The organism is Gordonia sp. NPDC003422 (assembly GCF_053588675.1).
Genome location: NZ_JBSFQL010000028.1, coordinates 1 through 14,255, shown reverse-complemented (window position 1 = coordinate 14,255; position 14,255 = coordinate 1). Strand labels below are relative to the sequence as shown.

The window sequence follows — 14,255 nt, the reverse complement described above, 5'->3', positions numbered from 1 at the left end:
GGTGTCACCAGCTGTGTTCGCGACCTCGTTCGGCGTACCAGTCGATCAGGGAGTAGTCGTCAACGGCCTTCGGGTCGACGTTCACCTCGTCGTGACCGGCCAGGATCGCGGTGACCGGAACTTCCAGCTTCTTACCGGTACGCGTATGCGGGATGCCCGGTGCCTCGATCACCTCGTCGGGCACATGCCGCGGCGACAGCCGACGGCGGATCTCGGCCGCGATCCGACCGCGCAGCGCATCGTCGAGCGTCGCGCCCGGCACCAGGGTGACGAACAGCGGCATCCAATACGTGCCGCCCTCGCCGTCGACACCGAGGACAAACGCCTCGGCGATCTCGTCGAGCCCTTCGACCACCTCGTAGATGTCGGCCGAACCCATCCGAATGCCCTGCCGGTTGAGCGTCGCATCGCTGCGGCCGTGGATGACGAGAGAACCGCGGTCGGTGAGGGTCACCCAGTCGCCGTGCCGCCACACCGGACCGTCCGGGCCCGACCCTTCCCATACGTGCTCGAAATAGGCTGAGCGATAGCGTGATCCGTCGTCGTCGCGCCAGAATCCCACGGGCATCGACGGCATCGGGGCGGTCACCACCATCTCGCCGACCTCACCGACGCGCGTCGTTGCGTCCGGGGCCCAACTCTCCAGCGCCACACCGAGATAACGCACCGACAACTCGCCGGCGACCACCGGTTCGCCCACCGAGCCGCCCGCGAAAGCGGTGACCACGTCGGTGCCGCCACTGATCGACGAGATCGGCAGACCCGCCTTGACGTTCTCGTCGACCCAGGTGAACAGATCACCCGCCAACGACGACCCGGTGCTGCCGAGTGCGCGCAATGCGGACAGATCATGGTCGCGCCCGGGCACCAGACCGGCCTTGCGCGACGCCTGCAGCTGGCCGGGGCTGGTTCCGAAGTAGGTGACCTTTTCGTCGGCGACGATCTGCCACAGTCGGTCGGCATCTGGGTAGAGCGGAGATCCGCTGTAACACACGATCTTCGATCCGACGAGCAGTCCCGCGATCTGGAAGTTCCACATCATCCAACTCAGCGCGGTCTGCCACAGGAACACGTCGTCGGCCCCGAGTCCACCGTGCAGCCCAGCGGCCTTCAGGTGTTCGACGACGACACCGCCGTGTCCGTGCACGATGCCTTTCGGCCGGCCGGTGGTGCCGGAGCTGAACAACACCCACAGCGGGTGGTCGAAGGCCACTTTCACCGGTTGGAGGGTCGTCGGATCTCCTGCTGCCACCGCGTCGCGGTAGTCGAGCACGTCCGCATCATCCCCGCCACCCCCGACGACGATCCGCGCACGAAGCTCGGGCAGCAACGATGCGAGTTCCGCACTGTCGGCGGCCTTGTCGATGTCTTTACCGTTGTAGCGGTAGCCGTCCGCGGTGAAGAGCACCTTCGGTTCGAGTTGCCCCAGACGCCCGGCCGCACCCACCGGCGCGTAGTCCTGACCGCAGCCCGACCAGATGGCGCCGAGACTCGCGGTCGCCAGGAAGGCGACCACCGCCTCCGGAATGTGTGGCAGATAGGCTGCGACCACGTCGCCCTCTCCGACGCCGAGATCACGGAGGGTCGCGGCGAGCCCTGCGACCGCCGAACCCAGCTCGGCCCAAGAGATCTCGGAGCGGGCACCGGTCTCGTCGATCCCGACGATCGCCGCACCCGGCAGGCCCGAATGCCGCAGGATCTGATCCACATAGTTGAGGCGGATGTCGGGAAACCAACGGGCTCCGGGCATCTCGGAATTCGCCAGCACCGCGTCGGCGCCCTCGGCAAGCGGTTTCTCGGCGATGACGTCGAGATCGTAGAACTGCCACAGCGAGCGCCAGAACTCCGCGGGCTGATCGACCGACCACTGCCACAACGCCTCGTAGGTGTCGCCTACGTCGATGCCGTTGTCGCGCAGATGGGTTCGGAACTCGTCCATGTCCGATGAGCTCACAGATCTTGCCCGAGCAGTTCGATCGCCTCTTCACGCATCGCGACCTTGCGCACCTTGCCGGTGACGGTCATCGGGAATTCCTTCACCACGTGGACATAACGCGGGATCTTGTGACGCGCGATCTTGCCGTCGGCGAAGTCGCGCACGTCGTCGGCGGTGAGATCGGTGGCCGGTTCACGCAGGCGTACCCACGCCATCAGTTCTTCGCCGTACTTGTCGTCGGGAACTCCGATCACCTGGGCGTCGAGGATGTCGGGGTGGGTGTAGAGGAACTCCTCGATCTCGCGCGGGTAGATGTTCTCACCGCCGCGGATCACCATGTCCTTGATCCGCCCGGTGATGGCGGCATACCCATTGCGCGCCATCACCGCCAGATCACCCGTGTGCATCCAACCCTCGGAATCAATTGCCTCCGCAGTCTTCTCCGGGTTGTTCCAGTAGCCCTGCATGACGCTGTAACCACGGGTGCAGAACTCTCCGGTCTCGCCCCGATCCAGGGTCTCGCCGGTGACGGGATCGATCACCTTGATCTCCAGGTGCGGACCGACGCGTCCGACCGTCGTCACCCGCAATTCCAGCGGATCGTCGACGCGGGTCTGCGTGGACACCGGCGACGTCTCGGTCATGCCGTAACAGATCGACACCTCCGACATGTTCATCCGGTCGATCACCTGCCGCATCACATGTTCCGGGCACGGCGAACCGGCCATGATGCCGGTCCGCAGACTGGACAGATCGAACTCGGCGCCCGAATCGAGCAGCGCCAGTTCGGCAATGAACATCGTCGGCACGCCGTAGAGACTCGTGCACTTGTAGTCGGCGACGGCCCGCAGCGTGGCCTCCGGATCGAAGGCCGGTGCCGGAATCACCATCGCCGCACCGTGACTGGTGGCCGCGAGGTTGCCCATCACCATGCCGAAGCAGTGGTAGAACGGCACCGGGATGCAGATCCGGTCGGCGTCGGTGTAGTTCAGCAGCTCACCCACCAGGTACCCGTTGTTGCTGATGTTGCGGTGAGTGAGGGTGGCACCCTTGGGGAATCCCGTTGTGCCCGAGGTGTACTGGATGTTGATCGGGTCGTCGGGCGACAGCGAAGCAGCGATCTCCGCCACCCGGGCCAGTTCGTCCTCGCTCGGTTCCGCGATGAGTTCCTCCCAGCGCGCCGACTCGAACAGCACCACCTCACGAAGATCGGGACATTTCGCCCGAGCCTCGTCGAGCATGGTCGCATACGCCGAATCCTTGAACCGTTCGGCAGCGATCACCACGCTGATCTCCGACTGGGCCAGTGCGTACTCGACCTCGGTCTGGCGATACGCCGGATTGATGTTGACCAGGATCGCGCCGATCTCTGCCGTCGCGTATTGGGTGAACACCCACTCGTATCGGTTGGGCGCCCACACGCCCACCCGATCGCCGACTCCGACACCCATGCGCAGCAAACCCGCCGCAAGAGCGCGCACGCCGTGGCGGAATTCGCGGTAGGTCCACCGGAGATCCGCCGCCGCGTCGATCAGCGCGAGGTTGTCCGGATGTGCCTCGACGGTGCGAGCGAGTGTGGCACCGATGGTCTCGGTGAGCAGCGCGGGTGTGTCTTCACCTCGCGCGTAAGCCTTTTCGGTCATGGTTGTGCTCCGGTTCTCCCCGACTCACTCGTCGTTGTTCGAAACTTCTTTGGCGGCAGCCACTCTGGTGAGCACCATCTCGGCCTGACGCAACACCGGACCGTCGATCATCTGGCCTTCGAGGCTGAAGACCCCACCACCGCGCGCAGTCGATTCGTCGACCACGCGTTGGGCCCAGGTGACCTCGTCGCCCGCGGGTCGATAGCCGTCACGGATGTAGGGAACCTGGGATGGGTGGATGCAGGCAGTGGCGCTGTACCCGAGGGCCACCGCATCCCGCACCTCGTCGATGAGCCCCTCGGTGTCGTTGATGTCCAGGTGGACCGAGTCGACGGCGAATTTCCCGTGCGCCGCCGCCGCGATCCGGGTCGACGAACGAACCCAGCGGGCGACGTCTCGGTACTGGCCGGGGTGCTTCTCGTCGGGCCCGAATCGACTCGACTTACCGCCCAGCCCGGCGACCAGATCCTCGGCTCCCCACATCAATCCGACGCAGTTCACCACTTCGGCGATCTCGTGGGCGCGGGTCGCCCCCAGCGGTGTCTCGATCAACGCGATGGTCTGCAGCGCGGTGTCGACGATCGACGCAATGTCCTCGGCCTTGGCCTGCATGACAACGCGATAGTTGGTCTCGGCCACCGCGGCCAGGTCACGCCGATAGTCGCCGGTGCCGGCCGGGTTGATGCGCACGATGGTGCGATCCGGATCGATGGGGTTGGCCACCAGCGCCTCGCGGGCATCCGCCCGGCGGTCCGGTGCCACCGCATCCTCGAGATCGAGAATCACCACGTCGGCCCGTTCGAGCGCCTTCTCGTAGCGGTCGGGTCGGTCGGCCGGACAAAACAGCAACGCGGGCCCGGGCGGCAACCACGGGTTCGCCAGTTGTCGATTCGTGAAGTTCATCGTCATTGCGTCGGCCTTTTCCGCACCAGCGTGGCCCGCTGCGCCCGCGCGACGACCTCGCCGTGCTGATTGCGTCCTATGTGCGTCAAGTTCACCACGCCCTCCCCGGGTCGCGAACGCGATTCGCGCTTAGAGGTGCATTCGGTCTCGGCGTAGAGCGTGTCACCTGCAAAGAGAGGCGCGGGAAAGGCCACCTCGGAGAAGCCGAGGTTGGCCACCAGCGTGCCCTGGGTCAGCTGCGACACCGACAGCCCGACGATCGTCGACAAGGTGAACATCGAGTTGATCAGACGCTGCCCGCCGAAGCCGGGCTGCTGCGCCGACCACGCCGCGTCGAGGTGCAAGGCCTGGGTGTTCATCGTCAGCGTCGTGAACAGCACATTGTCGGCCTCGGTGACGGTCCGTCCGGGGCGATGCTCGTAGATGGTGCTCTCGGTGAACTCCTCGAACCAGAGCCCACGCTGCACGACGCGCTGCGGCTCGCTCAGCGGCAATCCCACGTCGCTTCGCTCGCTCAGCGGCAATCCCACGTCGCTTCGCTCGCTCAGCGGCAATCCCACGTCGCTTCGCTCGCTCATGCGAATCCCAACTCCCGCGCGATCAGCATGAGTTGCACTTCGGTGGTGCCCTCGCCGACTTCCAGGATCTTGGAATCGCGGTAGTGCCGTGCGACCGGATACTCGTTCATGAAGCCGTAGCCGCCGTGGATCTGGGTCGCCATGCGGGCGTTGTCCATCGCTGCCTCGCTGGCGATCATCTTGGCGATCGACGCCTCCTTCTTGAAGGGCTTGCCCGCCAGCATCTTCGCCGCCGCGTCGTAGTAGGCCGTGCGAGCCACGTGCGCGCGGGCCTCCATGCGCGCGATCGCGAACGAGACCGACTGGTACTGGCCGATCGGCTTGCCGAAGGACTGACGTTGCCTGGCGTACTTCACGCTTTCGTCGACGCAGCCCTGCGCCGCCCCGGTGGCCAACGCCGCGATCGCGATGCGCCCCTCGTCGAGGATCGACAGGAAGTTGGCGTAGCCGCGGCCCTGAGTGCCCAGCAGATTCTCCTTGGGCACACGCACATCGGAAAAACTCAGCGGGTGTGTGTCGGACGCATTCCAGCCCACCTTGTTGTAGGCGGGCTCGGCCACAAACCCCTCGGTGCCAGACGGCACGATGATCGTGGAGATCTCCTTGCGGCCGTTCTCGCGAGTGCCGGTGACCGCGGTGACGGTCACGAGCGAGGTGATGTCGGTCCCGGAGTTGGTGATGAACTGCTTGGCGCCGTTGATGATCCACGAGTCGCCGTCGTCCTTGGCGGTGGTGGCGGTCGCCCCGGCGTCGGAACCGGCGCCCGGTTCGGTGAGGCCGAAGCCCGCCAACGCCCGACCTGCGGTGAGATCGGGCAGATAGGTCTGCTTCTGCTCCTCGGTTCCGAAGCGGTAGATCGGCATGGCGCCGAGACTCACACCCGCTTCCAGGGTGATGGCGACCGACTGGTCCACCTTCCCGAGTTCTTCCAGCGCCAGGGCGAGAGCGAAGTAGTCGCCGCCCATGCCGCCGTACTCTTCGTCGAACGGCAGTCCGAACAGGCCCATCTGGCCCATCTGCGCGACCACCTCGTACGGAAAGCTGTGTTCGGCATCGTGTTTGGCCGCAACCGGCGCGACCACCGATTGCGCGAAGTCGCGCACGGTCGCGATGAGGTCGGTGTATTCCTGCGTCAGTTCCATCAGTTCTCCTCGGGAGCAGCGTTATCGGCGGCTTCTGTCTGAATCTGTGCGAGCACCTGCCCGGCGGACACCTTGTCGCCGACTTTGACCGTCAACGACACGGAACCGTCCACCGCGGCGGTGAGCGAGTGCTCCATCTTCATCGCTTCCACGACGACGACCGGGCTGCCCTGGCTGACGGTCTCGCCGTCGGTAACCGGAACGGCCACCACCGTTCCGGGCATGGGGCTGACGATCTCGCCGGCGTTGTCGTCGGCCGCCTCGTCGAGGATGGGGCGTGCCACCTCGAGTTGCCACGTGCCGTGCGGGCCGGCCACCCACCACGTGTCGCCGATGAGCGCCGACGACCACGACTGGCTGATCCCGTCGACGATCAAGCGTCCGGTCTCGGGCAGGTAGCCGACCGCAGCGCTCCACTCTGCAGCACTACTCGGCGCCGGCGTCTCGCCTTCTGTGGTCACCGTCGCCATTCCGGTGAGCGTGCGATGGCCGGTCTCGTCGACCCGGATCGAAACGGTGAAATGTTCTCCGCCACTGACCAATCGCATGGTCACCGGCGCCTTACCGCCGACCCGCCAACCCACGGCGGACTCCCACACGTCACTGCGATCACGAACTCCGATACGCGCCATGCCTGCCAGAGCGAGTGCTTCCGGGACGGGTGCCGGAGCCCGGTAGTCCACGACGAGTCGGTCGAGGAGTTCGGTGTCGAGGTCGGCATCGATCACGGCCTGCTGAGCCAAGACGTGGCGGCAGAAGTCGATGTTGGTGACCACGCCCAGCACCCGGGTGTGGGCGAGCGCGTGGTCGAGGCGTTCGAGTGCTTCTTCGCGGTCGGCACCATGCGCGATGACCTTGGCCAGCATGGGATCGTAGTCACTGCCCACGACCAGACCCGGAAGCATCGCGGAGTCCACTCGGATTCCGTTGCCCGGCAGGCTGTCCGGCTCGACGAGGAAGTCGATGCGTCCGCCCGTGGGCAGAAAGCCGTTCGCCGGATCCTCGGCATACACGCGAGCCTCGATGGCGTGACCGCGCAACACGACGTCGTCCTGGGTGAGGGCGAGCACCTCGCCACGCGCGACCCGAATCTGTTGCTCCACCAGGTCGACGCCGGTCACCAGCTCGGTCACCGGATGCTCGACCTGCAGACGGGTGTTCATCTCCATGAAGAAGAACTGGTCGGGGCGGTGCGCCGAGACGATGAACTCGACCGTGCCGGCCCCGGTGTAGCCGACGCTGCGGGCGGCGTCGCAGGCCGCGTCCCCGATTCGCGCGCGGGTGGCCTCGTCGAGCAGCGCCGACGGCGCCTCCTCGATGACCTTCTGATGTCGGCGTTGCAGTGAGCATTCGCGTTCGCCGAGGTGGATGACGTTGCCGTGGGTATCGGCGAGCACCTGCACCTCGATGTGGCGTGGGGTGTCCACGAAGTGTTCGAGGAACAGGGTGTCGTCACCGAAGGCCGACGACGCCTCCCGACGGGCGCGCGTCAGCGCATCGGGCAACCCGGCCGCGTCCTCGACACGGTGCATACCCTTGCCACCGCCGCCCGCGCTGGGCTTGATCAGCACCGGGAACCCGATGTCGGGGGCCGCCGAGATCAAGTCGTCGTCGGAGAGCCCGGGACGCGAGATACCGGGCACCACGGGCACATTCCGCTCGGTGACGGCGGCGCGAGCGGTGATCTTGTCACCCATCGTCGCGATCGCCTGGGCAGGCGGGCCGATGAAGACGATGCCCGCCTCGGCGAGCGCGGCCGCGAATTTCTGGTTCTCCGAAAGGAATCCGTATCCGGGGTGCACTGCGTCGGCACCGGTCTGCCGCGCCGCGTCGACCACCTTGGCGATGTCGAGATAGCTCTGGGTGGCGGCGGCGGGTCCGATGTGCACGGCAACATCGGCCTCGCGAACGTGACGTGCGTTCGCGTCGGCGTCGGAGTAGATCGCGATGCTTCGGATCCCCAAACGCCGCAGGGTGTCGATGACTCGGCATGCGATTTCGCCTCGGTTGGCGACGAGCACACTGCGAATGGGCCTGATCGTGTCGGTCATGTCATCACATCCGGAAGACGCCGTAGTTGGCATCTGCTAGGGGCGCGTATCGGCAAGTCTCCAAGGCCAATCCGAGCATGGTTCGGGTGTCCGCGGGATCGATGATCCCATCGTCCCACAGTCGGGCGGTGGAATAGTAGGCATCGGACTGCCGCTCGAACTGTTCGCGGATGGGCGATTTGAAGGCCTCCTCCTCGTGGCTGGCCCACTCCTGTCCCGACCGCTCGATCTGATTGCGACGCACCGTCGCCAGGGTGTCGGCGGCTTGCGGGCCGCCCATCACCGAGATGCGGGCGTTGGGCCACATCCACAGGAAGCGGGGCGAATACGCGCGACCACACATGGAGTAGTTGCCGGCTCCGAAGGAGCCGCCCACCATGACGGTGAGTTTGGGCACCCGGGCGCAGGCAACCGCGTTGACCATCTTGGCCCCGTTCTTGGCGATGCCGCCCTCCTCGTAGGCGCGTCCGACCATGAAACCGGTGATGTTCTGCAGGAATACCAGCGGAATCCGACGCTGATCGCACAACTCGATGAAATGCGCTCCCTTGAGCGCGGATTCACTGAACAACACCCCATTGTTGGCGACAAAGCCGACGGGATGGCCGTGCACATGAGCGAAAGCGGTGACCAGCGTGGTTCCGTAGTTCTCCTTGAACTCGCTGAATTCACCTGCGTCGCTGATGATCCGGATGACCTCGCGGACGTCGTACGGAGTGCGCGGGTCGGTGGGCACCACGTCGTAGAGGTTGGTCTGAGGCGCCAGCGGTTCGCGCGGCGCGACCGTGTCCCACTGCGGCGCGGCGCGCGGCCCGAGGGTGGCCACGATGTCGCGGACCTTGGCGAGGGCCTGCTGATCGTTGTCGACGAGGTGGTCGGTGACACCGGAGACCGACGAGTGCATGGCACCACCACCGAGTTCTTCGGCGGTCACGTCCTCGCCGGTGGCCGCTTTCACCAGGGGTGGGCCGGCCAAGAAGATCGTGCCCTGGTTGCGGACGATCACCGTTTCGTCGCTCATCGCCGGGACGTAGGCGCCGCCCGCGGTCGACGACCCGAGCACCGCAGAGATCTGCGGGATGCCCGCGGCGCTCATGGTCGCCTGGTTGTAGAAGATGCGTCCGAAGTGCTCGCGATCGGGGAACACCTCGTCCTGCTGCAGCAGCATCGCGCCGCCGGAGTCGACGAGGTAGATGCACGGCAGCCGATTGGCCGCCGCGATCTCCTGCGCCCGCAGGTGCTTCTTGACGGTGACCGGGTAGTAGGTGCCGCCGGAGACCGTCGCGTCGTTGGCGACGATCATGCATTCCCGGCCGGCCACGCGTCCGACGCCGGCGATCACACCCGCGGCGGGCGCCTTGTCGTCGTACATCCCCCAGGCGGCGAGCGGCCCGACCTCGATGAACGGTGACCCGACGTCGAGCAGGCCGTCGACGCGATCGCGAGGCAGCAGCTTTCCGCGCGATTCGTGACGGGCACGCGCTTTCTCGCCTCCGCCGGCGGCGACGGTCGTCAGCCGTTGACGCAGCACGTCGAGGTTCTGCTCGTGCGCGGTTCGGAACCCCTCGACCGTTGTGGTCATCATTGACCTTTCAGTTACTGGTCATTAACTGAATAGGACGGTACACGACTTGGCCGTCGATGTCAGCCACCTGCCGAAAGTCGAGTACGAGGCTCTCCGACAGCGATCAGTATGATTTTTCGTCCGGAATCCGAACCAAAATCCATACTGATCAGACAACCCTTTCGACGACGTCCGAATCAGTCTTCCTCAGTGCGCTCCGAGGGCACTATGCCCTCGGGGACAGGTCACGGCGACCACTTCAGACAGCCGACTCCCAGCGCCGGCCGGTCAGTCCGCCGGAGCCCACGCCAGCCCGTCGGATATCGGTACCCAGCGGGAAGAGGGCCGTGGAGCGCGACGAGGCGACGATGATCCACGAAAAATAGGGGAAGAAACTCGTCCCCTACTCCTGGAGTCCTCCCCGCGAATTTTCTCGCGGACGACTCAACAAGCAGGGGCAGAAATCAGGGGAAGAACCTTCCCCTACTTTCAGTGGCCCGGTGGCTCGCTGACGTGGCCCGTTCACCTGCCCTTCGAACACCTCAGGGAGCGGTGGGGGGTGGCGGACGCTTACGCGCAGGTCAGAGCGCTAGTCACCGAACTCTGCGGATCAGCACACTCGGCCAAGCGTGACGCGGGTCACTTCCGTCTCGTACATTGGTGGGGAACCCGCCACCCCTGGGTTCCGTACAACCACGTCGCCCGACGCCACACCCCGGCCAACGGCGACCGACACAATGAAGGCCAGGTAACCCCATGACCCTCGCAGACGACCGCGCGCGCAAACTCGTATCAGCCCAGGTAGAGCAGCGCGCAGACGGCAACGACGGCTTCTCGCTCGACGATCGCTATACGCGCGATTCGGGCACCATCTTCCTCACCGGCACCCAGGCATTGGTGCGCATGGTCCGCGACCGGGCCCGCGTCGACCGCCGCCAAGACCTACGAACCGCATCCTTCATCTCCGGCTACGAGGGCTCACCGCTCGCGGGCTACGACCTCGAGATCGCGCGTCGTCGTGAGTACCTCGATCCGTACGACATCGTCCATCGTCCCGGGCTCAACGAGGAGCTCGCAGCGACGTCGGTGATGGGGTCGCAGTTGGCCGCGCAGGTGGGATCGCTCGCGGACAACCGCGATGGCGTCGTCGGTTACTGGTACGGGAAGGCTCCCGGGCTCGACCGGGCGACCGACGCACTCCGGCACGCCAACCTCATCGGCACCCATCCCGACGGCGGCGCCGTGGCCCTCGTCGGTGACGATCCGGGCGCCAAGAGTTCGACGGTCCCCTGCGCGTCGGAGATGGCGCTGGCCGATCTGTACATGCCGATCCTCTACCCCGCCGACTCGCAGGACATCCTCGACCTCGGCGTGCACGCCGCGATGATGAGCCGGGTGAGCGGCCTGTGGACGTCGATGAAGATCTCGGCGCATGTCGCCGACGGCGCCGCCACCGCAGACGTCGATCCGGCACGCATCACCCCGGTGTACGGCAATCTCGGGCGTAGTCCGCACGTCCCAAGCGGGCGCCTCCTGGGCGCGAATCTGATGGAGCTCGAACAGAATCAGCTCACCACCCGGCTGCCACGGGCCCTGGAGTACGCGCGTCTCAACGGCATCAACCGTGTGGTCGTGTCCAGCCCGGACGATCGGATCGGCATCGTGGCGGCCGGCAAGACCTATCTCGACCTTCGAGAAGCGTTGCGTCTCATGGGTATCACCGACGACGATCTCCGCCGCCTGGGCATCCGCATCCTCAAGCTCGGCATGGTGTACCCGATCGAACGCGAGATCCTCGATCGTTTCATGTTCGGCACCGCCCGGGGCGACCTCGACGAGGTGATCGTCATCGAGGAGAAGCGCGACTTCATCGAAACGATGATGCGCGACATCCTTTTCCGGCATCCTCGGGCACCCCGCATCGTCGGCAAGGTCAACGAGGATGGGTCGACACTGTTCTCCCGCTTCGGTGAACTCGACGTCGATTCCGTCACGCGCGGTCTCGCCGGACGCCTTGCGCGGCACGGGGTCGACGCCGCGCATGCATGGCTCGACCGTAAGGCGGCCCGCGGTACTCGCATCGAACTGCCGCTGGCGGTGCGGACCCCGTACTTCTGCTCCGGGTGTCCGCACAACAGTTCCACCAAGGTGTCGCCCGACACCTTGGTCGGCGCCGGAATCGGTTGTCACGCCATGGTGTTGCTGATGGATCCGCGGCAGGTCGGCGACGTCGCCGGTGTCACCCAGATGGGTGGCGAGGGCGCGCAATGGCTGGGCATGGCACCGTTCGTGACCGCCGACCATTTCGTTCAGAACGTCGGCGACGGAACTTTCATGCATTCCGGTTCGCTCGCGTTGCGAGCAGCAGTCGCCTCGGGCGAGAACGTGACCTACAAACTCCTCTACAACGGGACGGTCGCGATGACCGGCGGCCAGGATCCGGTCGGCGCGATGAGCCTCCCACGCCTCACGTCGTTGCTGATCGACGAGGGGGTCAAACGCGTCGTCGTGACCTCCGACGATCCGCATCGGACACGTTCACTGCGGCTACCGTCGACGGTCGAGGTACGCCACCGCGACGAGATGCTGGACGTCCAAACCGAATTGGCCGCTGTTCCCGGCGTCACCGTGTTGATCCACGATCAGCATTGCGCAGCGGAGAAGCGCCGTAAGCGCAAGCGGGGCACGATGGAAACCCCGAAGACGCGGGTGATGATCAACGAGCGAATCTGCGAGGGATGCGGCGACTGCGGCGAGAAGTCGAATTGCCTGTCGGTCCATCCGGTGTCGACGGAGTTCGGGCGCAAGACACGCATCGATCAGAGCTCGTGCAACCTCGATCTCTCGTGCCTGAAAGGCGACTGCCCGTCGTTTGTCACCGTCACTCCCGGAACCAAGCGGCAACCGGTTCGGGCGCAGGACATTCCGGCGTCGGATGTTCCGACACCGATGTTGCGTGCAATGCGGGACACCTTCTCGTTGCGCGTGACCGGCATCGGCGGAACCGGTGTGGTGACGGTGTCGCAGGTGCTCGCGACGGCGGCCGTGCTCGACGGTCGGTGGGCGAGAACCGTGGACATGACCGGTCTCGCCCAAAAGGGCGGCGCGGTGGTCAGCGACGTCAAGGTGTCGTCACATCCGGCCGAGCAGGCCGCGAAGGTGGCCTCCGACGACTGCGACCTCTACCTGGTCTGCGACCCGCTGGTCGGCACCGACCCGGTCAACCTGAAGGTGGCCGCGGCCGAGAAGACGGTCGCGGTGGTCTCGACGACGCAGATCCCGACGGGACTCATGGTCATCGACACGACCGTCGGTTTTCCCGCAGCCGCACAAGTGCATTCGGCCATCGACTCGCGGGTCGCGCGGGCCGTCTACCTGGATTCCGGCGCCGTCTCGACCGCCCTGTTCGGCGACGAGCAGTACGCGAGCATGCTGATGGTCGGGGCTGCGTATCAGACCGGGGCGCTGTCGATCTCGGCCGAGTCGATCGAACGCGCGATCGAACTCAACGGTGTTGCGGTGTCGGCGAACACGCAGGCGTTCCGACGTGGCCGCCAGGTGGTCGCCGACCCCGATGCGGTGACCGCGGTCCTCGACGCGCTGCACGGCCGCGACGATGCTGGTACCGAGCCTGGTGACGCTGCACGGCGTGCCGTCGATGCGGTCGGCATCACCGGCGACCTCGCGCGGACTGTCGCGATCCGGTACGACGAACTCACCGCCTACGCCGACGAGCGTTATGCCCGTGAATATCTCGACGTGGTCCGGCGAGTGCACACCGAGGCCGGTGACGCCGGCCTGACCGATGCGATTGCCCGCAACCTGTACAAGTTGATGGCCTACAAGGACGAGTACGAGGTGGCGCGCCTGACCGCTGACCCGGACTTCTCGTCACAGGTCGCCGAGCAGTTCGGGGACGACGCCAAGGTCGCGGTTCGGCTGCATCCGCCGACGCTGCGTGCGCTCGGGAAGAAGGAGAAGATGTCGCTGGGCGCGTGGAGCACGCGCCCGATGTCGGGGTTGGCCCGGATGAAGCGGTTGCGAGGCACCGCGCTGGACCCGTTCGGCCGCACCGAGATCCGACGGACCGAGCGCGCACTCATCGTCGAGTACCGGGAGCTCGTCGAGTCGATGCTCGCTGCGATCGACTCCGGCAGGATCGACGCGGAGCGGTTGGTCGCTGTCGCCGACCTGCCCGACATGGTCCGCGGCTACGAGAACATCAAGATGCGCAACGTCGAGCAGTATCATCGCGAGTTGTCGCGCATGCGAGGTGAATTGGGTATCTGACGGTCGAGTGGAGACCGACAAAGCCCCCTCCGCCGGCTGAGGTGCGAGCTTGCGAGCCTCGAAGACATCCCAGGGGTCCAAGTTGTCAAGCGGCTTGGTCGTTGCGGTGTGCCCAGGCGGTGGTTTCGTCGTAGGGTTTCCCGGTTTT

At 65.9% G+C, this 14,255-nt stretch carries 8 protein-coding genes; 1 reads left to right on the top strand and 7 read right to left on the bottom strand.

Annotated features, from left to right (window positions below; all coding sequences use genetic code 11):
- Positions 1 to 4: 4 nt before the first annotated feature.
- The 7 genes from ACWDTF_RS20515 to ACWDTF_RS20485 form a co-directional block, all read right to left on the bottom strand.
- The gene (locus ACWDTF_RS20515; protein WP_240856357.1) at positions 5 to 1,939 is read right to left on the bottom strand and encodes an acetoacetate--CoA ligase; all 1,935 of its coding nucleotides are present in this window, start codon (positions 1,937 to 1,939) and stop codon (positions 5 to 7) included.
- 11 nt (positions 1,940 to 1,950) lie between these two features.
- Entirely contained in the window at positions 1,951 to 3,579 is a 1,629-nt protein-coding gene (locus ACWDTF_RS20510) for an AMP-binding protein (protein WP_449754961.1), read from the bottom strand.
- A 24-nt stretch (positions 3,580 to 3,603) separates the two neighbouring features.
- Positions 3,604 to 4,482, bottom strand: a complete 879-nt coding sequence (locus ACWDTF_RS20505; protein WP_449754960.1) for an HpcH/HpaI aldolase/citrate lyase family protein — start codon at positions 4,480 to 4,482, stop codon at positions 3,604 to 3,606.
- Between the two features lie 2 nt (positions 4,483 to 4,484).
- Entirely contained in the window at positions 4,485 to 4,970 is a 486-nt protein-coding gene (locus ACWDTF_RS20500; protein WP_240856530.1) for a MaoC family dehydratase, read from the bottom strand.
- A gap of 86 nt (positions 4,971 to 5,056) precedes the next feature.
- Entirely contained in the window at positions 5,057 to 6,202 is a 1,146-nt protein-coding gene (locus ACWDTF_RS20495) for an acyl-CoA dehydrogenase family protein (protein ID WP_355275383.1), read from the bottom strand.
- Positions 6,202 to 8,253 (bottom strand): acetyl-CoA carboxylase biotin carboxylase subunit, encoded by a 2,052-nt coding sequence (locus tag ACWDTF_RS20490; RefSeq protein ID WP_240856353.1) that lies wholly within the window; start codon positions 8,251 to 8,253, stop codon positions 6,202 to 6,204. Before ACWDTF_RS20490 ends, ACWDTF_RS20495 begins: the two co-directional genes overlap by 1 nt.
- A gap of 4 nt (positions 8,254 to 8,257) precedes the next feature.
- Complete coding sequence (locus tag ACWDTF_RS20485; RefSeq protein WP_240856352.1) at positions 8,258 to 9,835, bottom strand: carboxyl transferase domain-containing protein; 1,578 nt, start codon at positions 9,833 to 9,835, stop codon at positions 8,258 to 8,260.
- Positions 9,836 to 10,573: 738 nt separating this feature from the next.
- Here ACWDTF_RS20485 and ACWDTF_RS20480 point away from each other — a divergent pair.
- Entirely contained in the window at positions 10,574 to 14,107 is a 3,534-nt protein-coding gene (locus ACWDTF_RS20480) for an indolepyruvate ferredoxin oxidoreductase family protein (protein ID WP_449754959.1), read from the top strand.
- The last annotated feature ends 148 nt before the right edge of the window (positions 14,108 to 14,255 follow it).